Origin of the sequence: Enterococcus sp. DIV0436a (genome assembly GCF_051711605.1) — a bacterium.
Classification (GTDB): domain Bacteria; phylum Bacillota; class Bacilli; order Lactobacillales; family Enterococcaceae; genus Enterococcus_B; species Enterococcus_B faecium.
In genome coordinates, this window is the sequence record NZ_JBIONA010000001.1 from 790992 (window position 1) to 815172 (window position 24181).

Consider the following 24181-nt stretch of genomic DNA (forward strand, 5'->3'; position numbering starts at 1 on the left):
CTTACTTTTTCAGAAGCCGGCCAATGTAAGGATAGCCCTACAAGATTGCGGGTCTTTCTCTTCGAGCCATGTTTCCAGATTGCTTATAGCGATATCCTTTTGAATATGGATGCTCTCTTCAAATCGATATTCGATTGCACATGTAAGGATATCAACAGGTTCATCAAGAACCTTACCGCCAAGAACTGGGTATTCGTCAATTACAATCCAGTCAGGTGGGAGACCATCAAAGAGAGCCTGCGGATACAATTCCCTAAAGTGAATCTCAATTTCCATAGCTTCGATCTCACCTTGTTCTTTATCTGGGTAACAAGTGGCATAAGATACATCGAAGCCTCTAGTGAGCAGCATCTGAACGACATTGATGAGTTCAATATCAACAGGAATGGTCTTATCGGCGCATTTACAACAAGGCTTCGACCAAATTTCACTGTATAGCTCTAAACATCGTGGACACATCGTCATCATACAATCACTTCCTTCACCAGTTTATAGAAAGTAGTTCTTTTAAGATTAAGTGCCTGCATAGTTGCAGTTGCAGTTTGCTCGCCAGTGCGGTGATATTTACCGCCGGGTACACTGGAATAACCGAGGTTACAAGTCTATTGTTTGGAGATGCGTCAGCCGTTTGGAGGAAAAAGGATCTGAATGTACTGCCCCTACCATAAACGAGGAAACATTGCAGACAGCAGTGGTCAAGGCTATTAACGAACTTTTGGCTAACAAAGAACCCTTCCTCCAGGCGTTGCAGAAAAACATAGCTACTATACTTAATGAAGAAAATGATAATGCCACCAATGATATTGATAGCAAATTGGAAGAATTACAACAACAGCTTCTTATCCAAGCAAAATCCAAGAATGACTATGAAGATGTGGCTGATGAAATCTACCACCTTCGAGAATTGAAGCAAAATGCACTTGTTGAAAATGCAGAGCGTGAAGGAAAAAGGCAACGAATCGCTGAAATGACTGATTTCTTTAATGAACAATCCTGTGAGTTAGAGGAATATGATGAGCAGTTAGTAAGGAGGCTTATAGAAAAAGTTACGGTATTTCATGATAAGTTCGCCGTTGAATTCAAATCAGGAGTCGAGATTGATGTAGAAGGGTAATCTTTAGAAAGAGAACAGAAGAATTATATTGGATTTTTAAAGATAATATGATATAATAAAACGACTTGGAGGTGGAAGAATGTATAACTTTTCTTGCTAATTATATGATGCATAATAAGATATTTAAAGAAACGGCTATAGAACCGTTTGTTTTGTTATGCAAATTGCAAGAAAGTTAAGTATTCTACACTCAATAATACATTACAGTAACCTTATGTTATGTATAACAAAAGGTAATAATAGTATTTGTTTTTGAGCCGTAAGAATTTACTTTCTTGCGGCTTTTAATATTTGTAAAAGAAAGGAAGATAAACGTGATAGACAATGATACTATGTCATTCATGACAAAATCCTTGCAGAGTTGGATAACATTATAGAGTAATTAATGCCGAAAACCGACTTTGCTTATAAAATTTTTATAATGTAAAGGAGGAAGAAATATATGTCCTTAATAAATGTTTCAAATCTAACTTTTTCATATGAAGGAAGTTATGACAATATTTTTGAAAATGTAAGTTTTCAGATAGATACAGATTGGAAACTCGGTTTTATTGGAAGAAACGGACGCGGTAAAACTACTTTCTTAAATTTACTGCTTGGCAAATATGCGTATTCCGGCAATATAAGTTCTACAGTTAAGTTTGAGTATTTTCCTTATGATGTGGAAGATAAGAGTCTATATACAATTGAAGTAATGAAGAGTATTTGTACGGAATGTATGGATTGGGAGATTTTTCGTGAAATATCATTGCTTGATGTTCAAGAAGATGCTTTATATCGTCCGTTTAATACATTGTCAAATGGTGAGCAAACGAAGGTCCTTCTTGCAGCTTTATTCCTTACAGCGAGTTGTTTCCTGCTTATTGATGAACCTACAAACCATCTTGACATCGATGCACGTAATGTAGTGCAAAACTATTTGAAACGCAAGAAGGGGTTTATTTTGGTATCTCATGATAGAAGCTTACTTGATCAATGTGTTGACCATATACTATCTATCAATAAAACGAATATCGAAATCCAAAAGGGAAATTTTACTTCTTGGTGGGAGAACAAAACGTTACAAGATAATTTTGAACTGGCAGAAAACAAGAAACTCCTTAAAGAAATAGGAAGGTTGTCTTATGCAGCAAAACGTAGTTCAAACTGGTCAAATAAAGTAGAAAAAAGTAAATATGGAACAACAAATTCTGGTTCAAAACTGGATAAGGGTTATGTTGGACATAAGGCTGCAAAAGCGATGAAACGTGCCAAAAATATTGAGTCAAGACATCAGGAAGCCGTTTTACAAAAATCAGAACTGCTCCACAACATTGAACAATATGATGACTTAAAAATTTCACCACTTGAATTTCACAAAGAGTGCTTAATAGAAGCGAATGATTTATCATTGTCTTATGGAGATAAAGAAGTATGCAGTAATCTTAATTTCAGAGTCAATATTGGTGATAGAGTTGCCATTATCGGAAAAAATGGGAGTGGTAAGTCTAGTATCCTAAAATTGATTAATGGAGATGATATTAAATTTACCGGAAATTTTATGCTAGCAAGTGGACTAAAAATTTCTTATATTTCGCAAGATACTTCATATTTAAAAGGTAATCTATCTGAATTTGCCTATAATAATAAGATCGATGAAACTCTATTTAAAACGATTCTTCGTAAACTGGATTTTAATAGAGAGCAGTTTGATAAGAACATGGTGGATTTTAGTGCTGGTCAGAAAAAGAAAGTACTAATTGCTAAAAGCCTTTGTGAAAGTGCACATTTGTATATATGGGATGAGCCATTGAACTATATTGATATTTTTTCACGTATCCAAATTGAAAAAATGATTTTGGAATATTGTCCTACACTATTGTTTGTGGAGCATGATGATGCTTTTTGCAATAACATTTGTACGAAAAATATTAATTTAGGTTTGTAGAGATTTTGAGTTGCCACAATAACTAAAAGATATTTACATGAAAGGGTGAAGAAATGTTAAAACAAAAAGAATTAATTGCAAACGTTAAGAATCTTACTGAGTCAGATGAACGAATTACAGCTTGTATGATGTATGGATCGTTTACCAAAGGAGAAGGTGACCAATACTCTGATATAGAGTTCTATATATTTTTGAAAGATAGTATAACCTCGAACTTTGATTCATCCAACTGGTTGTTTGACGTAGCTCCGTACTTGATGCTTTATAAAAATGAGTACGGAACAGAGGTAGTTATTTTTGATAATCTTATACGTGGGGAATTTCATTTCCTTTCTGAAAAAGATATGAACATAATCCCCTCGTTTAAAGATTCAGGTTATATTCCTGATACGAAGGCTATGCTTATTTACGATGAAACAGGGCAATTAGAAAATTATTTATCAGAGATAAGTGGTGCAAGACCAAATAGACTTACTGAAGAAAATGCTAATTTTTTGTTGTGTAATTTCTCTAATCTATGGTTGATGGGAATCAACGTTCTAAAAAGAGGAGAATATGCTCGTTCATTAGAACTCTTATCACAACTTCAAAAAAATACACTACAACTTATACGTATGGCAGAAAAAAATGCTGATAATTGGCTAAACATGAGTAAAAACCTTGAAAAAGAAATTAGCCTTGAAAATTATAAAAAATTTGCAAAGACCACTGCTCGATTAGATAAGGTAGAATTATTTGAAGCCTATAAAAATTCTTTGCTATTAGTTATGGATTTGCAAAGTCACCTTATTGAACAATACAACTTAAAAGTTACACATGACATTTTAGAAAGATTGTTGAATTACATTAGTGAATAGGAGAGTAACGTTATTCACAGTATTGGGTACTGAAAATTAACAGCATACCTCAGTTTTTCAAAAAACAGCGAAGCCTATGGATATGTTCCCGTCTACCGATAGTGCAAAAAGTGTCGTGGATATGTTTCCGAGAACGGACATACACAAATGACATTCATTCTGTCCTCTCAATCCATGTGGAAGCAGTATGTCTGTTAACAAGAAAATAATTATTGTTCGTCCTGACGAGTTGTTAGACTCGAAAAGGATAAACATCATTTTTAGAACCGGTAGCCGATTTTTGGCTAGCGGTTTTTTGGGCTCTTTGGCAAATAGTGGTGATTGAATCTCGCGCTATCCTATGGAAAACCGCCTTGTGTGAGGGGCTGCGAGACCGCTTCGATCCTAGAATTGCTGAAGCACGAATCTAGCGTCACTCACATTTCATCTTTTGACGTAGCTGAGACAAGGTGTTTTTCTTCGATCCGCTAGTGGTTAATCTCTTTTTGGTGCAAATATGGTTTAGAATTTCTTTGCATGGCTTAAGGGAGTGGAGAATCGGATATTAGTAGGATTTACATCCACAGATAAAAATAGGCTTGATTTTAACAGCGAAACTAAAATACCCTACTTAAATGAAGTGATAGATTAGATGTTGGGTTGTTAGGAGATGCTTAAAAATCCTATGCAATCAATAGTTTTTAGTGTTTGTTGACTTGATCCCTAAATCGCCTGAGTACTAAACGTTGAGTGTGTCTGCTTACTGTCACTAGCCAGTAAGTGAGACTGTAGTTAATCTCTCATTTTCCCCAGTATTATGTTGAAAATAGCCATGAAGCGATTATTTCTAAAGAGTTATTTTTGCAGGCTCAAGAAGAAATTTATCGGAGAAGTAATATCTACACAGGAGAAGGCAAGAACAAAAGAATTTATAGTAGCAAGTACGCTTTAAGTGCCATCACCTTCTGTGGATATTGTGGCGATATTTATAGGAGAACCTATTGGAATATTCATGGCAGAAAAGAATTTGTCTGGCGATGCGTGACTAGAATCGAGCAGGGTCCCGAGGTATGTAAGAACCGAACCGTAAAAGAAGATGAACTCTATGGTGCGGTAATGACCGCAATTAATAAGCTACTTGCTGGTGGCAACAATATGATAAAGACACTGGAAGAAAATATTCATGCTGTGATTGGAGAAACCACAGAATACCAAATTTCAGAGATTAATACCCTACTAGATGAAAAACAAAAAGAACTAATCAAGCTGGCCAATAAAGGTCAAGATTATGAATACCTGGTAGATGAGATCGATGAGATGCGAGATAAGCGTCAGACTCTTTTAGTAGAAGATGCCTCCCTCAGTGGCGAGAACGAGCGCATCAATGAGTTGATTGAATTTATCCGCAAGAACAAATTCCGCACCTTAGAATATGATGATAAGCTTGTAAGGAAGATAATCCAGAACGTTAAGGTCTATGAAGACCACTTCGTCATAGCCTTCAAACCAGGTATCGAAATGGAAATATGAAAACCAGAAGTAAATAGCCCATGACTCTGAAGTAGAGTTGTGGGTTTTCTTTTAATTGCTGATTATAATAATATTTTAATGACTATTGCATTTATCAACCAAATGGTTTATGTTATTCTTAGCATAAACTTGGAGGTGCTGTATGACTACGGCAGAAATGATTAAAGAACTGTGTGAGCAAATGAATATAAGTGTTTCCGAACTTGCTAGACGTATTGGCCAGACTCCACAGAATTTCAATAAAAAATTACAACGAGAAACAGTAACCTTGGATGAGTTGAAGGCCATTGCTGATGTGCTAGGTGTCAAGTTTGTGCAGGCATTTATTTTACCAGATGGAGATGAAATAAAAATATCTAACGAATAAAGGAGGATGTTTATATGGTAGGTAATGTTATTCAAATAGTAACAGAGAAATTATCATCTTTGCCTTTTATAGAAGGCATTGTATTAGGGGGCTCACGTGCAAGAAGCACCCATACAGAAAATTCTGATATAGATATCGGAATCTATTACAATTCAGACTCATTTGACCTGACAGCGATTAATCAAATTGCTACAGAGTTGGATGATGAGAATAGAAACAACCTTGTTGTACCTCCCGGAGCGTGGGGTGATTGGGTTAATGGCGGTGGATGGTTAGTTATAAACGGGTGTCATGTTGACTTGATATTACGTGATATAAAACGGGTGGAACAAATAATCAAAGATACGGAGCAAGGAATTGTTACTGCCAATTATCAGACCGGGCATCCCCATGGTTATATAAGTGCTATGTATCGTGGAGAATTAGCGATTAGTAAAATACTATATGCTAAGAACGAAAGCTTATGCGAATTAAAAAAGCAGGCAGAAATTTACCCTACTGCTCTAAAGAAAAGCTTGATGAACTTTTTTATATTTGAAGCTGAATTCTCTTTAATGTTTGTAAAAGCAAATGCGGGGGCAGAGGATAAATATTATATTGCAGGCCATGTTTTTCGTATTATTTCATGCTTAAATCAAGTACTATTTGCATGTAATAATGCTTATTGCATTAACGAAAAGAAAGCTATAAAACTGCTTGAAACTTTTGAATATAAACCTGAAAAATATGCCGAAAGAGTTAATCATATTTTTGAAGTACTCGGTCTTTCTCTTTTTGAATGCTACGACATGACCGAGAAACTTTATAAAGAAGTGAATGAAATTGTATCGGAGATAAATAACTTTTTAAACGAGGAGAGTTCAGATGAAAGAAAACAAATATGATGATAATATATTTTTTCAAAAATACAGTCAAATGAGTCGCTCGCAGAAAGGACTGGCTGGTGCGGGAGAATGGGAGACTTTGAAAAAGATGCTACCTGATTTTAAGGGTAAGCGTGTGCTTGATTTAGGATGCGGCTATGGATGGCACTGTATATATGCGATGGAAAACGGTGCTTCCTCTGTAGTAGGTGTTGATATTTCTCATAAAATGCTCGAAGTAGCAAAAGGAAAAACCCATTTTCCACAGATTGAATATGAATGCTGTGCCATAGAAGATGTGGATTTCCCAGAGGAGAGCTTTGATGTAATACTAAGTTCGCTTGCGTTTCATTATGTAGCAGACTATGAGAATTTAATAAAAAAGATATATAGGATGCTGAAGGCTGGTGGCAATTTAGTTTTTACAGTTGAACATCCTGTTTTTACTGCTCATGGAACACAAGACTGGTATTATAACGAAAAAGGAGAAATACTGCATTTCCCGGTGGACAATTATTATTATGAGGGCAAACGGACAGCTATGTTTTTGGAAGAAAAGGTTACAAAATATCATAGAACACTGACCACATATCTAAATACACTGCTTTCAAATAGTTTTATAATAAATCAGATTGTGGAGCCACAGCCGCCAGAGAACATGATGGATATTCCGGGGATGGCGGATGAAATGCGACGCCCAATGATGCTGATTGTATCGGCAAAAAAGAAGATGTAATAATATAGAAAAAATAAACGAGGAGTATGTAAATGAGATCAGAAAAAGAAATGATGGATTTAGTACTTTCTTTAGCAGAACAGGATGAACGTATTCGAATTGTGACCCTTGAGGGGTCACGCGCAAATATTAATATACCTAAAGATGAATTTCAGGATTATGATATTACATATTTTGTAAGTGATATAGAACCGTTTATATCTAATGATGACTGGCTTAATCAATTTGGGAATATAATAATGATGCAAAAGCCGGAGGATATGGAATTATTCCCACCTGAAGAAAAGGGATTTTCCTATCTTATGCTATTTGATGATTACAATAAAATTGATCTTACCTTATTGCCCTTGGAAGAGTTAGATAATTACCTAAAGGGCGATAAATTAATAAAGGTTCTAATTGATAAAGATTGTAGAATTAAAAGGGACATAGTTCCGACTGATATAGATTATCATGTAAGAAAGCCAAGCGCAAGGGAGTATGATGATTGCTGCAATGAATTTTGGAATGTAACACCTTATGTTATTAAAGGATTGTGCCGCAAAGAGATACTGTTTGCAATCGATCATCTGAACCAGATTCTACGGTTTGAACTACTTAGGATGATGTCGTGGAAGGTTGGGATAAAGACAGAATTTTCATTAAGTGTTGGGAAAAATTATAAGTATATTAACAAATACATTGATGAAGATCTATGGAATAGATTATTATCTACATATCGCATGGATTCCTATGAAAATATTTGGAAGTCATTATTTATATGCCACCAATTGTTCAGGGAAGTGTCCAAAGAGGTAGCAGAACTACTGGGGTTTGATTATCCAGAGTATGGTAAGAACATAACAAGATATACCGAGGACATGTATAAAAAATATGTTGAAAATGACTATTTTTAAAGATTAGCAAAGATTATTAACCATAAGCAAGGGGTGTAAATGTATGGAAAGTACTGATGTTATAAATGAAATTAGAGGTATATTACCTCGTAACTCAATTGGAAAATATGATTTACTAACTATTTTTACACATAAAACCGTTTTTGATAAAATTGTAAAAGTACTATCATTGGATTTTCAAAATAAAGTAGATTATGTGGCTGCCCCAGAAGCAATTGGATGGATACTAGGCACTGCCATAGCCAAAGAACTTGGAGTGGGGTTTATTGGAGTAAGAAAAGGTGATAAGCTGCCATACGCAAAAGAAGAGATTATTTCGACACATTTTACCGACTATTCAGGTCAAGATAAAAGCTTTGAAATATCTAAGAGTTCTATTGTGAGGAACAAAAGAGTTTTGATTGTAGATGATTGGATAGAGACAGGTTCTCAAATGAAGGCTTTAATAGCTTTGTTAGAGAAATTGGATTGCAGCATTATTGGGTTGGCTACTATTGGGATTGATATAAATGAGGTTACTCAAAAATGGATAGACAGCAGTTTTGTAGCTTATATTGGCTCAAACATATAATAAACCGAAAGAAAATCTTGAATCAAAATTTTGGATGGCGTTAATTTACAATACAACGAAAGATGTTTACCCTGAATAATTCATACTTTTTAATTGAAACCGTCTGAAACTGCCTAACGGCAGTCTGATAATTACTTTTTTAGTTTCACCCCTTAAGTGATGAAAAAAGAACCCCATTCTGCTATGGTAAAGGTGACGAAACCAACCATAAGAAAGGAGTTCTTCTCATGACTAGCTTACACAAAAATCAAGTTAAATTCAATTCAAATATCACTATTTCACATACCGGTGGTCGTCTATCAAGTGATTCGGGGTTAGTCCTGGTTAAAGAATTAATGAATACCTTCGGCTTTTCGCACTTAGCTAAACAATGGCTCCATATTACAGATCATCGGGCTTATTTTACCCATGATAACTTAGCGATATTGGAACAGCTTATTATGCAATTAATTGCTGGTTACTCGGCAGACTCATCAGCTAATCTATTAAGACGGGATCCTGTCTTTCAAGCTGTACTCGGTAAAAAACAGTTGGCATCACAATCCTCAATCTCACGGTTTCTGGATCGTTTCACCGAGGAGAACATCGATCAACTCCAAGCATTAAATCAGTCATTGATTGATAAAGCACGTTTAATTCGCAATGACACCGAGTTAATCATTGATGTCGATTCCACACATTCGGATACCTTTGGACGCCAAGAACAAACAGATTATAATGCCCATTATCAAACCTACGGCTATCACCCATTAGTTGCCTTTGATGGACTGACCGGAGATTTCTTAAAAGCTGAACTGCGTTCAGGCAATCAGTACACATCTAAAGGGGTAAAAGCCTTTATCAACCCGCTTTTACACCACTACAAGAGCACGTTACCTCATACCGAGATATTGGTTCGGGGTGACAGCGGCTTCGCCACACCAGAGGTGTATGAGTCTTGTGAAGCAACTGAAAGCCAGTACGTTATCCGATTAAAGAGCAATCGGAGGTTAAGTCAGTTAGCTGAACATTCTGTTCTTTACGGGGACAATCAAGAATGGGAAGAGCGAGAAGTGCAGTATTTTTCACTACCTTATCAAGCACAATCCTGGTCGAAACCTCGTCGTGTCTGTATACGCTCCGTCCGTGAAGGAGGAGAATTGCTATTTCATCATGCGTTTATTGTGACTAATCTATCCGACAATGTCTCGCCTGAAGTCATATTTTCTCTTTACGGCAAGCGAGGAACAATGGAAAATTTCATCAAAGAAGCGAAAGGTGGCTTTTACTTCGATAAAACAGATAGCCCGCGTTTCTTAGAAAATCATGTCAGAATGATGATCAGTGTCCTTGCATACAACCTCGTTAATTTTTTAAAAAGCATTGGTTTTGATAAAGTGAACCAGGGCATGACGATTCATTCCATCCGGCTGATATTGCTTAAAGTAGCCGGTAAACTTGTTCAGACTGGGAGACAGGTCTATCTCAAACTGTCAAGTTATCATGTGTATCAAACTGAATTTTATAAGGTTTTTGAACGCCTGCGGCGATCCAAACAATGGATTTAGACTAGTTATCACACAAATTTTTTAACCGATTCTTTTTCAAGGGATTCGTCTGCCCTTAAATAGACAAATAATTTTTATTATGATCTTCTTCCGTAGGCATCCTGTTCGAAAACACATTATTTTGGAAGAAAGTATCTGCCTAATTTAAAAATTGGCAATTTGTTCAAAAAAACAGGTTAAATTTAGAGCTATGAATTATTCAGGTTTTTTCGAGGTGGAAGCTAGTATAAAAGTAAACCAAGGGTCGTTTAAGGGCGTTCTAAGCCCCACACAGCGTTTTAAGAGCCAAGAGGAACTTTTATCCTTTGTTTCTTCTAAACAAGCTAAAATAGGCAATCAAGAGGGGATAATTGCTGATGTTCAAACCAAAGAGAAGAAAACGAATAGTCCGAGTTTGTTTTCTTTAAGTAGTTTACAATCAAAAGTCAATCAGCTTTATAAAGCGACAGCAAGCCAAACTTTAAAAGCTATGCAAGGACTGTATGAAGCAAAATTATTGAGTTATCCAAGAACAGATACACCATTTATTACAGAGAACGAATTTGCTTATTTAAAAGCAAATTTTGGCAAATATAGCGGTTTTTTAGGACTTGATCTCGAAATGGTTCAAACAGAGCCTAGAAAGCGTTATGTGGACGGTAGTAAGGTACAGGAACACCACGCCATTATCCCAACAAAACAAGTACCTACCGAATCTGCATTAGCAAAAATGGACGATTTACAACGAAAAATATATGCTTTAGTCGTTAAAACGACCGTTGCCATGTTTTTACCTGATTACTTGTATGAAGAAACCAAGATACAAACGAAAGTAGCTGATTTGCTGTTTCAATCGATCGGAAAGACACCAAAACAAGAAGGTTGGAAAATTCTTTTCAAACAACAAACCAAAGAAGAAAAAGAGGACGTTCAAACGTTACCCTTGGTTATCATTGGAGAACATGCCGAGGTTGACGTTAAGAGTGCCGAAAAAGAAACACAACCACCGAAAGCTTTTACAGAGGGTACATTATTAACTGCTATGAAAACCGCTAATAAAACGGTTGATGATGAAGAAGCAATCAAGATTTTACAAGAAGTCGAGGGGATCGGAACAGAAGCGACAAGAGCAAGTATTATTGAAGCGTTAAAACAAAAAGAATATATCCAAGTGATTAAGAATAAGCTTGTTGTAACTGAAAAAGGAAAATTATTGTGCCAGGCAGTTGAAAGTCAGCACCTTTTAACGAGTGCTGAAATGACGGCTAAATGGGAAACGTATTTAAAAAAAATCGGTAAAAGAGAAGGCAATCAAGAAAACTTTATTAATAATATCAAGAAGTTTATCGTTCATTTACTGGAAGCTGTACCTAACGATATAGAAAAACTAAATTTTTCTGATTACCAGGTACAGAAAGAAAAAGAAGCTGAAAAAAGTATTGTAGGAAAATGTCCTAAGTGTGGTAACAATATTGTATTAAAAAAATCGTTTTATGGTTGTTCAAATTATCCTGAATGTAAGTTTACTTTAGCTGAACATTTTAGAAAGAAAAAACTAACCAAAACGAATGTAAAAGAATTACTGGAGGGAAAAGAAACCCTGGTAAAAGGAATCAAAAACAAAGAGAAAAAGCCCTACAATGCCGTTGTAAAAATCGGAGAAAAGGGATATATTGATTTTATCTCTTTCTCAAAATAAACATAAAAGCCCTTTAAACAGGGCTTTTATATATTAATCACAAATCACTTATCACAAATCACAAGTGATTAATCACAAATCACTTGTGATTTGTGATTCCTAATGATACAATATTACTATACAAAAAAAGAATGGGGCGTAGTTATGGAGAAGGAAGAACTAAAAATACTTGAAGAATTAAGACGTATTTTAAACAGTAAAAATGAAGCAATTGTTATCTTAAACAATTATTTTAAAGGTGGTGTTGGAAAGTCAAAATTATCGACTATGTTTGCTTACTTGACAGACAAATTTAATTTAAAAGTTTTAATGATCGATAAGGACTTACAAGCAACATTGACAAAAGACTTAGCAAAAACATTTAAGGTAGAATTGCCACGTGTCAATTTTTATGAAGGACTGAAAAATGGAAACTTGGCTTCTTCTATTATTCATTTGACTGATAATTTAGACTTGATTCCTGGCACGTTTGATTTGATGTTACTGCCAAAATTAACTCGCTCATGGACGTTTGAAAACGAAAGTAGATTGCTTGCTACTCTTTTAGCACCTTTAAAAAGTGACTATGATCTCATTATTATTGATACTGTACCAACGCCAAGCGTTTATACAAATAATGCAATCGTGGCAAGTGATTACGTTATGATCCCTTTACAAGCAGAAGAAGAAAGTACAAACAACATTCAAAACTATATTTCCTATTTGATTGATTTACAAGAACAATTTAACCCTGGACTAGATATGATCGGTTTTGTTCCTTATTTAGTTGATACGGACAGCGCAACGATAAAATCAAACCTGGAAGAACTGTACAAGCAACATAAAGAAGATAACTTGGTTTTCCAAAATATTATCAAGCGAAGTAATAAAGTAAGTACCTGGTCTAAAAACGGAATTACAGAACACAAAGGCTATGACAAAAAAGTTTTATCCATGTATGAGAACGTATTTTTTGAAATGCTTGAGCGAATTATTCAATTAGAAAACGAAAAAGAATAGAATCACAAATCACAAGTGATTAATCACAAATCACTTGTGATTTGTGATTGTTGATGATAAAATAAGAATAAGAAGAAATAGAAAGAAGTGAGTGATTGTGGGAAATTTAGGCGCACAAAAAGCAAAACGAAATGATACACCAATCAGTGCAAAAAAAGATATAATGGGAGATAAGACGGTTCGTGTTCGTGCTGACTTGCACCATATCATAAAAATCGAAACAGCAAAGAATGGCGGAAACGTAAAAGAAGTTATGGATCAAGCCTTAGAAGAATATATACGGAAATATTTACCTGACAAACTTTAAAAGGAGTGAAAATGAAATGGCAGTTACGTATGAAAAAACATTTGAAATAGAGATCATTAACGAATTATCGGCAAGTGTTTATAATCGGGTATTAAATTATGTTTTGAATCATGAATTAAATAAAAATGACTCTCAATTATTGGAAGTCAATTTATTAAACCAATTAAAGCTTGCAAAACGTGTAAATCTTTTTGAATATTCTTTAGAAGAATTACAAGCCGTTCATGAGTATTGGCGGTCAATGAATCGTTACTCAAAACAAGTTTTGAATAAAGAGAAAGTGGCTTAATATGGCAAATATAGTCAATTTTACTGACAAACAGTTTGAGAATCGCTTAAATGATAATTTAGAAGAATTGGTTCAAGGAAAAAAAGCGGTTGAATCGCCAACCGCTTTTTTACTTGGTGGGCAACCAGGGTCAGGAAAAACCAGTTTGCGATCAGAAATTTTTGAAGAAACACAAGGGAATGTTGTTGTCATTGATAATGATACCTTCAAACAACAGCACCCTAATTTTGATGAATTAGTGAAACTTTATGAAAAAGACGTAGTAAAACACGTTACCCCTTATTCGAATCGCATGACAGAAGCGATTATAAGCCGTTTGAGCGATCAAGGGTATAATTTGGTGATTGAAGGTACTGGACGAACAACAGACGTTCCCATTCAAACTGCAACAATGCTTCAAGCCAAAGGTTATGAAACAAAAATGTATGTCATGGCAGTACCTAAAATCAACTCATATTTAGGAACAATTGAACGGTATGAAACTATGTATGCAGATGATCCAATGACAGCCAGGGCAACACCAAAACAAGCGCATGATATTGTTGTCAAAAACTTACCGACCAATTTAGAAACCCTTCATAAAACGGGCTTATTTAGCGATATAAGGCTTTATAATAGAGAAGGAGTGAAACTCTATTCAAGCTTAGAAACGCCTTCCATTAGTCCGAAAGAGACCTTAGAAAGAGAATTAAATCGTAAAGTATCAGGGAAAGAAATTCAACCGACTTTGGAGAGAATAGAGCAAAAAATGGTTCAAAATCAACACCAAGAAACCCCTGAATTTAAAGCAATTCAACAAAAATTGGAAAGCTTGCAGCCACCTACACCACCAATACCCAAAACACCTAAACTTCCAGGACTTTAAACCTTAAAAAAGGAAAAGAGTAGTTACCAAAAAACGGTAACTACTCTTTTTTTATAAAAACATTTCCTCAAACGCCTAACAAAAATGGTTGTCAAAAAGCCAAAAATCAAAAAGAAAAGGAATGATAAAAATGAAATACATTAAAAATGTTGAAACATTGGAAGAATTGAAAAAAGCCTACAAAAAGTTAGCTTTTAAGTTACATCCCGATTGTGGCGGAAATGAAGAAGAAATGAAAATTTTGAACAATGAATATGACGAACTGTTTAGCAAACTTAAAAACACTCATAAGAATAAAGAAGGTAAAACTTACACCAAAGAAACAACAGAAACACCCGAACAGTTTAAGGATATTATTAATAAATTGTTCAATCTAAAAATGGACGGCGTAGCAATCGAAGTAGTAGGAACATTTATATGGCTAACAGGTAATACAAAACCATATAAAGAAGATATAAAAGCCCTAGAATTCCGATATTCACCTAAAAAATATGCTTGGTATAAAGCCCCTAAAGATTACAAAAAAAGAAGCCGACTACGATCAATCTGTGAGAAGCGGCTGTCTCTGAGACAATTGCATCACATTTTAGTTGTGAATATGTATCTCAAATACACCTAGCAGATGAATCGATTCTGATTTGTATGCATACATTTTATTTTTTTGTGGATTCGGCGAGTATTTCTTCTTTTGTTGTTCGTAAAACTATTGTCTCGGAGCGATTCCTTTTACCAACAGCTCAGTCCATTCCGCTGTATAAGGCAGGATTTTCTCATAAATCTGCGGATTAGAGATGCCTTCGATCATGGCTTGAAAATACAACATCAAAAATTCATCTGAATATTTTAAATCGACTTTTCCTTCTTTACGCCCGCGATGGAATAGATCCAACATAATGCCAAAACTTTGCTTTGTATAAGCTTCCATCATTCGGGTAAAGCCGCTGTCTTCTTTTTTAGTGTAATAGCTCATTAAATCTAAGTAAAATTGTTTATTGATTTTTTCGAGGTAATCGATTTTATTTTGACTCATGGCGATCAAGGTTTCTTCAAATGATGCATTTTTCTCCATGATTTTTTTAGCTTTTTCCCCCATTTCATCCATTGACCGGATAAAGACTTCATGAATGAGCTTTTCTTTGCTGCCAAAATATTTAAAAATAGAAGTTTTTCCTACATTGGCCTTTTTGGCCACAGCATCGATCGTTAAATTCTCGATTCCCGTATCTGTATTCATCAGATCAAAAGCAGCTCGTAAAACTTTTTTCTTTTTTTCTTCTGTTCTTCGTTCAAAACCATCCATTAAAAATGCCTACTTTCTATAAAAAAAGAACTTTTTGTTTATTGTAGTTTAAAACTAACTTCGTATATATTATATAGGAAAGAATACGAACTAACAATGGAATTGCAGGTTTAAATTTAAAATTATTTTTATTGACTGTTAAAATAAAAAAGAATATTATTGGAGTTGTAAAAGAGTTTTGGTTTGAAACAAAGTATAAAAGGGTATTTTATGAACGATACATATTGTATTAGTTCATAAAAAAGGTGCGTTTTGTTCAGAATGGAAAGCTCGTTATAAAATCATGTCAAAAGAAAAAGGAGTTATGTACCATGACAGAAATTGTAAAAGTACAAGGCTTGCAAAAAAAATTTGGTAAATTACAGGCGTTGAAAGATGTCTCATTCACAGTAAACGCCGGTGAAGTTGTTGGTTTTATCGGACCAAATGGAGCAGGAAAGTCAACGACGATCCGTACACTGCTAGGAATCATCAACCGAGACGAAGGAGATGTCCAAATATTCGGAAAAGATGTTTGGAAAGATAGTCTAGAAATCCATAAACGAATTTCGTATGTTCCTGGAGATGTTGCTCTTTGGGGCAGCCTGACTGGTGGAGAGATCATTGATCTATTTATCAAACTTCATGGCGGCGGGAGCAAAGCAAAGCGCGATTATTTAATCAAACGATTTGAACTTGATCCAAAGAAAAAAGCCAAAGGTTACTCTAAAGGAAATCGTCAAAAAGTCGGTTTGATTGCTGCACTTTCAGTTGAATCTGATCTGTATATTTTAGATGAACCGACTTCAGGACTAGATCCATTGATGGAAGCAGTATTCCAAGAAGAAGTAGAAAAAATCAAAAATGATGGCAAAGCGATTCTATTATCTTCACATATTTTAAGTGAAGTTGAACGATTAGCAGATAAAGTAGCAATCATTCGACGTGGAGAAGTAGTTGAAACAGGTACATTAGATGAATTGCGTCATTTGACTCGCTCAACAGTTACATTGGTGACAAAAGGCGATATTGAGAAACTTGCGACGCTCTCTGGCGTGCATGATTTTGTTCAAAAAGACGGCAAAGCGACTTTTTCTGCTGACAATGAAGCGATAAATACGATTCTGACCGAGGCAACCAAATTAGGTGTGACAAAAATCGAATCTGTACCGCCAACGCTTGAAGATTTATTCATGCGTCACTACGAAGGCTGATTGTCGGAACGGAGGAAAAGAAAATGAATGAAAAATTTGCCCGTTGGAACGTATTGTTCATTCAATACGTGAAACGCGATTGGAAAAAAATAATTGTTTGGGTTTTAGGTTTGGGTTTGTTCTCAGGAGCATATGTACCAGCATTTGAAGAGATTGCTAAAGGACAAGGCCTTTTAGGGATGTTTGAAACGATGCAAAATCCAGCGATGATCTCGATGGTTGGACCTACACCAATCAAAATAGGTACGGATTATACTTTAGGAGCGATGTATGCTCAAGAGATGTTGCTGTTTTGCGGATTGTTCGCAATGATTATCTCAGCACTCCATGTGGTGAGCCACACGCGAAAAGAAGAAGAATTAGGTTTGACTGAATTGGTTCGCTCATTTCGAGTAGGACGACAAGCCAATTCATTAGCTGTTATCAATGAGATGCTGTTGATCAATCTTTTATTAGGTCTTTTAATCGGCGGACTCATGATGAGTTTTGGTGTAAAAACGATTGATGCCGAAGGAGCTTTCTTGTTCGGAGGATCAATTGCATTGGCGGGAATTATCGGTGGTGTATTGGCACTTGTGATGTCGCAGATTATGGCGACTTCTACTGGAGCAACCGGCTCGACATTAAGTCTTATAGGACTTTTGTATATTGTGCGCGCTGGAACAGATGTGTCTAATCTTGATCTATCAATGTTCAATCCAATGGGATGGATTTACTTGACCTATCCTTTCACAAAAAATAACTGGCTACCATTATTATTTGCTTTGATTTTTAGTCTTGTTTTTACCGTACTTGCGTTTGTGTTGGAAGAACATCGCGACATGGGCGCAGGTTATCTTCCTGAACGAGAAGGACGTGCGACGGCGAAGAAATCACTACTTTCTGTACCTGGTTTGTTTTTCAAGATTAATAAAGGAGTAATGATTGGTTGGATGATCGCATTTGTGGTTATGGGAGCTGCGTATGGCTCCATTTATGGAGACATGCAAGTCTTTCTTGGCGGAAATGAACTGATGAAACAAATGTTCACTCAATCTGGCGTTTCCATTGAAGAATCCTTTACGGCAACGATCATGATGGTAATGATTGGATTAGTCACAATCTTGCCAATCGCGGTGGTCAATAAATTATTTGCAGAAGAAACAAGACTGCATCTGAGTCAACTGTATGTAACGAAGATTACGCGAGGCCAATTATATTGGACAACGATATTTTTAGCTATTTTTGCTGGAGTCGTAGGCATTGGCTTAGCATCAGCGGGATTAGGTGGAACGGCGATTTCTGCGATGAAAAATGAATCGACTATGGATCTGACCGATTTCTTAGCTGCTGGATACAATTTTCTCCCTTCCATCTTATTTTATATTGGTTTGGCTGCTTTAGCGTTAGGCTGGTTGCCAAAATTTGGAAAAGTAATCTATGCTTATCTAGGCTATTCCTTTGCTTTGAATTATTTCGGCGGAATCTTAGATTTGCCGGATTGGTTCTCAAAAACTGCAATTCAAAGTTGGATTCCACGCTTACCGATGGAAAAATTTGATGGAACGATTTTTGCAGTAATTACTGTTATCAGTATCGTCTTCTTATTTGTCGGCTATTTAGGATACAAACGCCGTGATATGGTAGAAGGCGCTTAAAAATTGAATTTCTAAAAAACCGTTCATATTTACGAAAGTCGATTTGAGCGGTTTTTTTATGGCTTCAATTGTCAAATTAAGTGCAACGATTCATTAAAAAATACTTCATAAGGGGTTTTCCAATTTAGACATTTCCGTGGTCGCGTGTTTAATTTATTCGCCCATTCTTGAATTTGACTATCGAAAATACCTGAAATATCTTCACCTTTGGGTGAATATTCTCGTAATAAACCATTAGTATTTTCGTTTGTACCACGTTGCCATGGAGCATGTGGATCTGGAAAATACACTTTAGTGCCATTTAATTCTAGCGTTATTCGACTATGTTGGGAGAATTCTTTTCCTCTATCGGGTGTAACGGTTTTACATTTATCTTCTCCTACATTTCTTAGTAGATTGATCATACAATCAACCACATTTTTAGAGATTTTCTTTTCAACTTTACCAAGTAGGGAGAAACGAGATCTACGATCGACTAGAGTTACAATACGAGCCCTACCTGTTTTACCGGCTACAGTATCAGCTTCCCAATTACCAATCTCAAGGCGCTCATTGGCAGCAGATGGCCTTTCATGGATCTTATTGTATGCAGATGATCCAATGACAGCTAGGGCACCACCAAAACAAGCGCATGATATTGTTGTCAAAACCTACCGACCAATTTAGAAACCCTTCATAAAACGGGCTTATTTAGCGATATAAGGCTTTACAATAGAGAAGGAGTGAAACGGTTCTGTTGCAAAGTTTTAAATAAAGAATAAAATCCCTTACGGTATCTATGATTTAAGCTGGGATTCCCAATAATACCTTGATTTCAGTACAGACCGAAAACCCGAAGAGAGTGCCTTCTCTTCGGGTTTTCTTATATAATCCTCGAATGGCTTCCATGCCTTTAATCGTGGTAGAGGCAGTGCGTAAACTTCGATAGAATTTATTGCGTCTCTTTACTGGACGATGGTCTTGTTCAATCAAATTATTCAGGTATTTAATGGTACGATGTTCTGTCCCTTGATAAAAGCCGTATTCTTTTAGTTTCTTAAAGGCACTTGTAATAGAGGGGGCTTTATCTGTGACTACAACCTTCGGTTCATCAAACTGCTTCACTAACCGCTTAAGAAAAGCATAGGCTGCTTGTGTGTCCCGTTTTTTACGTAACCAAATATCCAAGGTTAAACCATCTGCATCGATGGCTCGATACAAATAATGCCATTTTCCTTTAATTTTGATGTACGTTTCATCCATTTTCCATGAATAAAAGGATTTTTTATTTTTCTTTTTCCAAATTTGATAGAGTAGTTTGCCATATTCTTGCACCCAACGATAAATCGTCGTATGAGAAACGTTAATGCCACGATCATATAAGATTTCTTGAACTTCACGATAGCTAAGGTTATAACGAAGATAGTAGCCCACGGCTACAATAATCACATCCTGCTGAAATTGCTTTCCTTTAAAATGATTCATCGTCATTCCTCCTGCTATCTTTTTCTATTATTCTACCTTATTTGATAGTAGATTTAAAACTTTGCAACAGAACCGACAGACTTAACCGGGATAAATCGTACATTAGCTGCAAATCTACCTCGGACGACTTACTTATGTAATCAGTTCTTGGAGCATTTACCACCGCTCTCAGAAAAGGACGAGAACTTTCTAAGACTGCTTATTGTCGTGACTTTATCTGATTATGTAGATGAATCCATCGAGCTGAAGGGCCTGTTGCTTGCTCACGGAGATAGTACGGCTAGCAGCATTCAAGCAGTAGTGAATCAATTATGCGGCAATTATGTTTTTGAAGCGTTGGATATGCCAGTAGAGAGTAATGTGTCAGAGATTGTCGAATCGACAAGGAATTTCGTGAAACGGCAAGTGAATACAGATAGTCTAGTGCTGATCGTAGATATGGGCTCTTTAAATCAAATTTACACACAGATCAAGAACGATTTAAAAGGGGAGTTACTTCTTCTGAATAATTTGACGACTTCCATTGCACTTGATATTGGCTTGAAGATGACGATGAATGCGCCATTTAAACAGATTGCGGAGGATGCAGCAGACAAGTATTCAATCAATGTTCAATACTTTGAAGGCTTTTCTCAAAGTAGCAACATTATCATTTCCTGTATGTCGGGTTTGGGGATTTCGGACAAATTGAAAGATGTTTTTCGTCATCATTTATCGGATGAATCCATCGAAGTTTTCACGAAGGACTACAGAGAACTACGTGAATTAATCGACCAAAATGATGAAACTTATTTTGACAAGACAAAATTGGTCATCACGACTTCGGATCTTCCACGTTCCTTTTCAATTCCTAATATTAATGTTTATGACATCTTAGACGGTGATGGAGCAGCCAATTTGGAGCATATTTTGAGTCCTGAAATGAAGCCGGCAGAATTTAACCGCTTGATTCAGGAGCTAGTAAAATTCTTTTCGTTGGAAGGAATTGCGGACCGTTTGAACTTTCTGAACCCAACGATCGTGATGAGTGAAGTGGAAACAGTCATTTCTAAATATGAAAATTACTATCATTTCACTTTAAATGGCCGTGTAAAACTAAATCTCTATATGCATACGGCATTGATGATGGAACGTTTATTCTTGGCTCGGACAGAAAAATCTGAAGAACCGAATTATGATTTGAAACCAGATGAAGATGAATTTTATTATGTTTCTAGAAGTATTTTTCAATCAATGGAGATGAAATATAATTTTAAAGTCAATGCTTATGAGCTTTCGCTGCTCTATGAATTATTAGGACCGTATATTCAAAAATAAAGTGTCTAAAAAAGTGTCTAATCTGTTTTTTTTAGGTTAGACACTTTTTTTAATGTGAATTAACGTGATTAAACCAATGTTTTTAAAAGTTGGCACAGGAATTGCTTATATAAAAGTGAACAGAAAGAAAGGAATTAACCATATGAAGAAAATTCTAATAGCGACTCACGGTCACTTAGCTTCAGGCTTTCTTAGCAGTATTCAATTACTGACGGGGAAGGTTCAAGAGATTACGGTGATTAATGCTTATGTGGATGAGTGTGATTTTGAACAGGAGTTGAATGTATTTGTAAACCAGGTGAACGAGCAGGATCAGATTTTTGTTTTTACCGATTTATTTGGCGGAAGTGTCAATCAGAAGATTACCAAAACCTTTTTGGAGAAAGAGATTGCTGTAACTATTTTGTCTGGCTTTAATCTGCCAATTCTGCTCGAAATAGTATTGGCAACCAAGGAATTAACAAAGGAGGATATTCAGGAACTGGTAAATAAATGCCAACAGGAATTAAAGATGACCATTCTTGATGAGGTACATGTAGTAAATGAAGAGGAAGATTTTTTTTAGGAGGAAGAAAAATGATTAAAGCAGTGCGAATTGATGAACGATTAATTCATGGACAAGTAGCGATGACTTGGACAAAGAGTCTAAATTTAACCGGGTTAGTAGTAGCAAGCGATGAGGCGGCTACCAACGATATTCAAAAGATGACATTGAAGATGGCTGCACCATCGAATGTCAAAGTCATTATTAAAACAGTTGATGACGCGATTCATTTGTTAAAAGATCCGCGGGCGAAGGACATGCGCTTGATGGTTTTAGTCCCTAATGTCAAAGATGCGGTAAAAGTTGCGAAAGCTTTCCCAACGGAAATCGAATTAATGAACGTGGGGAATGCTGGGAAAATGACACCGCCATCGGAAGATAAGAAAACCTTATCAAAGGAAGTGATGTTAACGACGTCAGAAATTCAAGACTTAAAAGAATTAGTTGAACTTTATCCAGATACCGTTTTTCAGCCTACACCGGCGATGGAAAAACGTTCAGCTATCTCTATTTTGAGTGATTTTTAGAAAAAGGAAGGAGAAAAATTATGTATGATGCATTTGTAGTCGCTTTGGCCGTTTTTATTGGAGTTGCTGGACATGAAATGTTCGGGATGTCCATGCTGAGTCGTCCGATTGTTGTTGCTCCGTTAGCAGGAGCGTTGATGGGGGATTTGCAGACGGGGTTGATTGTCGGGGCGTCACTAGAAGCCATCTTTATGGGTGTCGTCAATATCGGAATCTCTAGTACGGCGGAGCCTTCTTTGGCTGCTGGGCTGGCTACAGCGTTCGCAATCAAAATGGGAGGAAACGTGGATGCGATTATTCCCATTGTCTTTCCACTAGCAGTATTAGGATTACAGTTAATGAATATGATTTTTTCTTTTGTATGTGGACCGATGGCTGCTAAATTTTTCAAATTTGCAAAATCTGGTGATCAAAAAGGAATCATCAATCTGCACTTCTTTATGTGGTTTGTCCACTATGCGCTTTATGCTCTTATTCCATTCTTTGCCGTTTTATTTGGAGCAGATGTTGTCAAAAGCGTCTTGGATAATATTCCAGAGGTCATCATGAACGGATTAACAGTCGCTGGAAATCTGCTGCCGGCAGTTGGGATGGCGATGCTGTTACGGATGCTTTGGAGTAAAAATATTGCTGTGTGGTTTTTCTTTGGGGCCGTTGTTATGGCGTATCTCGAGTTACCATTGATTGCAATTGCCGCAGTTGGAACGATTATTGCAATTGTTATAGCCCAAAGAGATCTACAACTAAAAAATATATCTGTTCATGCAGTTCAAAGCGATGCTGCTGTAAATGCAACGCTTGACCAAGAAGAGGAGGATTTCTTTCAATGAAATTAGCTGATGGAATTTCTAAAGATGAGAAAAAATTGGTTCGGAAGATGTTTTGGCGCTCGATGACTATGTATGCTTCGGTGAATCCGGTGACGATGGGCGGCGGTGGTTTCGCCTATTCTATGATGCCCTTCATTAATCATTTCTACAAAAGTGAAGAAGATCGAGCTGCGGCGCTGGAACGTCATACACAGTATTTTTCGACGACCATTCCTTGCGCGTCCTTTGTCATGGGGATTGCGGCATCGATGGAGAAGGAAAATTCTGAAAAAGCTGGTTTTGACGTGGAAAGTATCAACGCGATCAAAACGAGTTTGATGGGACCATTGGCTGGAATTGGCGATTCATTGTTCTGGGGAGTTTGGCGTGTCGTTACCGCGGGACTAGCGATCAACTTAGCCAATGCCGGAAATATTTTGGCACCAATTATCTTTTTAGTTATGTTCAATATACCTAATTACTTGATGCGATACTATGGCGGCGTTTTAGGCTATTCATTAGGCTCTAAATATATTGAAAAGCTGTATGCGAACGGGTTAATTGAAATTCTGACAAAAGCTGCTAGTATCTTGGGTCTGATCATGGTAGGTGCAATGACGATCAGTATGGTCAAATTCAATACCGTTTTGAGCTTTTCAATGAAGGGCGAAGAACTAATGAATGTCCAAGAAATCCTCGATAGTATTTTTAAAGGAATTGTACCGTTATTGGTAACATTGAGCTGTTTCAAATTACTAGATAAAAAAGTCGGCGTCATCAAAATTATTTTTGGAATGGTCGTCTTGGGAATTTTATTGTCATTACTTGGAATCGCATAGTAGGAAGCTGCAGCTACTAGGCTGCA

24 protein-coding genes and 3 pseudogenes are annotated in these 24181 nt (G+C 36.3%); 23 read left to right on the forward strand and 4 right to left on the reverse strand.

Annotation, left to right across the window (positions count from 1 at the left end; all coding sequences use genetic code 11):
• Positions 1-9: 9 nt before the first annotated feature.
• On the reverse strand, positions 10-468 hold the full coding sequence (locus tag IGL15_RS03770) for a hypothetical protein (RefSeq protein ID WP_002325145.1): 459 nt from the start codon (positions 466-468) through the stop codon (positions 10-12).
• Positions 469-535: 67 nt separating this feature from the next.
• Between IGL15_RS03770 and IGL15_RS03775 the strand changes: the two genes are divergently transcribed.
• From IGL15_RS03775 to IGL15_RS03850, 16 genes and pseudogenes are all read left to right on the forward strand, one after another.
• Entirely contained in the window at positions 536-1114 is a 579-nt protein-coding gene (locus tag IGL15_RS03775; protein ID WP_088186203.1) for a recombinase zinc beta ribbon domain-containing protein, read from the forward strand.
• Between the two features lie 442 nt (positions 1115-1556).
• The gene (gene lsa(E) / locus IGL15_RS03780; protein ID WP_002294513.1) at positions 1557-3041 is read left to right on the forward strand and encodes an ABC-F type ribosomal protection protein Lsa(E); all 1485 of its coding nucleotides are present in this window, start codon (positions 1557-1559) and stop codon (positions 3039-3041) included.
• Positions 3042-3094: 53 nt separating this feature from the next.
• Positions 3095-3898, forward strand: a complete 804-nt coding sequence (gene lnu(B) / locus IGL15_RS03785; RefSeq protein WP_002294514.1) for a lincosamide nucleotidyltransferase Lnu(B) — start codon at positions 3095-3097, stop codon at positions 3896-3898.
• A 780-nt stretch (positions 3899-4678) separates the two neighbouring features.
• Positions 4679-5407 (forward strand): annotated as a pseudogene (locus tag IGL15_RS03790) (recombinase zinc beta ribbon domain-containing protein); the annotation flags it as partial.
• A 142-nt stretch (positions 5408-5549) separates the two neighbouring features.
• Positions 5550-5774: a helix-turn-helix domain-containing protein gene (locus IGL15_RS03795; RefSeq protein ID WP_002303393.1), complete on the forward strand. Its 225-nt coding sequence runs from the start codon at positions 5550-5552 to the stop codon at positions 5772-5774.
• Positions 5775-5788: 14 nt separating this feature from the next.
• Complete coding sequence (locus IGL15_RS03800) at positions 5789-6658, forward strand: nucleotidyltransferase domain-containing protein (protein WP_002303392.1); 870 nt, start codon at positions 5789-5791, stop codon at positions 6656-6658.
• Entirely contained in the window at positions 6639-7373 is a 735-nt protein-coding gene (locus IGL15_RS03805) for a class I SAM-dependent methyltransferase (protein ID WP_000662263.1), read from the forward strand. Before IGL15_RS03800 ends, IGL15_RS03805 begins: the two co-directional genes overlap by 20 nt.
• Positions 7374-7405: 32 nt before the next feature.
• Positions 7406-8269 (forward strand): aminoglycoside nucleotidyltransferase ANT(6)-Ia, encoded by an 864-nt coding sequence (locus IGL15_RS03810; protein ID WP_002294505.1) that lies wholly within the window; start codon positions 7406-7408, stop codon positions 8267-8269.
• A gap of 43 nt (positions 8270-8312) precedes the next feature.
• A complete protein-coding gene (locus IGL15_RS03815; RefSeq protein WP_002294507.1) occupies positions 8313-8840 on the forward strand; it encodes a phosphoribosyltransferase family protein in 528 nt (175 codons plus the stop codon).
• A 227-nt stretch (positions 8841-9067) separates the two neighbouring features.
• Positions 9068-10387, forward strand: a complete 1320-nt coding sequence (locus tag IGL15_RS03820) for an IS1380-like element ISSsu5 family transposase (protein WP_002338419.1) — start codon at positions 9068-9070, stop codon at positions 10385-10387.
• A gap of 151 nt (positions 10388-10538) precedes the next feature.
• A complete protein-coding gene (locus tag IGL15_RS03825; RefSeq protein WP_226061412.1) occupies positions 10539-12065 on the forward strand; it encodes a type IA DNA topoisomerase in 1527 nt (508 codons plus the stop codon).
• A gap of 102 nt (positions 12066-12167) precedes the next feature.
• On the forward strand, positions 12168-13064 hold the full coding sequence (locus tag IGL15_RS03830; RefSeq protein WP_002387620.1) for a ParA family protein: 897 nt from the start codon (positions 12168-12170) through the stop codon (positions 13062-13064).
• A gap of 91 nt (positions 13065-13155) precedes the next feature.
• Positions 13156-13371 carry a peptide-binding protein gene (locus IGL15_RS03835; RefSeq protein ID WP_001835296.1) on the forward strand — a complete coding sequence of 72 codons (216 nt, stop codon included), beginning with the start codon at positions 13156-13158 and terminating at the stop codon, positions 13369-13371.
• 16 nt (positions 13372-13387) lie between these two features.
• Complete coding sequence (locus IGL15_RS03840; protein ID WP_005237730.1) at positions 13388-13660, forward strand: antitoxin; 273 nt, start codon at positions 13388-13390, stop codon at positions 13658-13660.
• A 1-nt stretch (position 13661) separates the two neighbouring features.
• Positions 13662-14525 (forward strand): zeta toxin family protein, encoded by an 864-nt coding sequence (locus tag IGL15_RS03845; RefSeq protein WP_104765522.1) that lies wholly within the window; start codon positions 13662-13664, stop codon positions 14523-14525.
• Positions 14526-14655: 130 nt separating this feature from the next.
• The gene (locus IGL15_RS03850; protein WP_074603863.1) at positions 14656-15144 is read left to right on the forward strand and encodes a molecular chaperone DnaJ; all 489 of its coding nucleotides are present in this window, start codon (positions 14656-14658) and stop codon (positions 15142-15144) included.
• Between the two features lie 84 nt (positions 15145-15228).
• On the opposite strand, the gene IGL15_RS03855 is transcribed toward IGL15_RS03850, so the two are convergent.
• Positions 15229-15825: a TetR/AcrR family transcriptional regulator gene (locus IGL15_RS03855; protein WP_002326773.1), complete on the reverse strand. Its 597-nt coding sequence runs from the start codon at positions 15823-15825 to the stop codon at positions 15229-15231.
• 311 nt (positions 15826-16136) lie between these two features.
• Between IGL15_RS03855 and narA the strand changes: the two genes are divergently transcribed.
• Positions 16137-17018, forward strand: coding sequence for an ionophore ABC transporter ATP-binding subunit NarA (gene narA / locus IGL15_RS03860; protein WP_074626908.1), 882 nt, complete (start codon positions 16137-16139; stop codon positions 17016-17018).
• A 23-nt stretch (positions 17019-17041) separates the two neighbouring features.
• Positions 17042-18655 carry an ionophore ABC transporter permease subunit NarB gene (gene narB / locus IGL15_RS03865; RefSeq protein ID WP_104765523.1) on the forward strand — a complete coding sequence of 538 codons (1614 nt, stop codon included), beginning with the start codon at positions 17042-17044 and terminating at the stop codon, positions 18653-18655.
• A 71-nt stretch (positions 18656-18726) separates the two neighbouring features.
• Here the strand turns inward: narB and IGL15_RS03870 are convergent.
• Together IGL15_RS03870 and IGL15_RS03875 are read right to left on the reverse strand one after the other, a co-directional pair.
• Positions 18727-19239, reverse strand: a pseudogene (locus tag IGL15_RS03870) (IS30 family transposase); the annotation flags it as partial.
• Between the two features lie 199 nt (positions 19240-19438).
• Positions 19439-20119, reverse strand: coding sequence for an IS6-like element IS1216 family transposase (locus IGL15_RS03875; protein ID WP_438766636.1), 681 nt, complete (start codon positions 20117-20119; stop codon positions 19439-19441).
• A gap of 75 nt (positions 20120-20194) precedes the next feature.
• Here IGL15_RS03875 and IGL15_RS03880 point away from each other — a divergent pair.
• The 5 genes and pseudogenes from IGL15_RS03880 to IGL15_RS03900 form a co-directional block, all read left to right on the forward strand.
• Positions 20195-21436, forward strand: a pseudogene (locus IGL15_RS03880) (PRD domain-containing protein); the annotation flags it as partial.
• Positions 21437-21500: 64 nt separating this feature from the next.
• Positions 21501-22001: a PTS sugar transporter subunit IIA gene (locus IGL15_RS03885; protein WP_256664972.1), complete on the forward strand. Its 501-nt coding sequence runs from the start codon at positions 21501-21503 to the stop codon at positions 21999-22001.
• Between the two features lie 11 nt (positions 22002-22012).
• Positions 22013-22507, forward strand: coding sequence for a PTS sugar transporter subunit IIB (locus IGL15_RS03890; RefSeq protein WP_002287026.1), 495 nt, complete (start codon positions 22013-22015; stop codon positions 22505-22507).
• A gap of 20 nt (positions 22508-22527) precedes the next feature.
• Positions 22528-23337, forward strand: coding sequence for a PTS sugar transporter subunit IIC (locus IGL15_RS03895; RefSeq protein ID WP_002287024.1), 810 nt, complete (start codon positions 22528-22530; stop codon positions 23335-23337).
• Entirely contained in the window at positions 23334-24155 is an 822-nt protein-coding gene (locus IGL15_RS03900; protein WP_002287022.1) for a PTS system mannose/fructose/sorbose family transporter subunit IID, read from the forward strand. The genes IGL15_RS03895 and IGL15_RS03900 overlap by 4 nt, the downstream gene beginning before the upstream one ends.
• Positions 24156-24181: the final 26 nt, after the last annotated feature.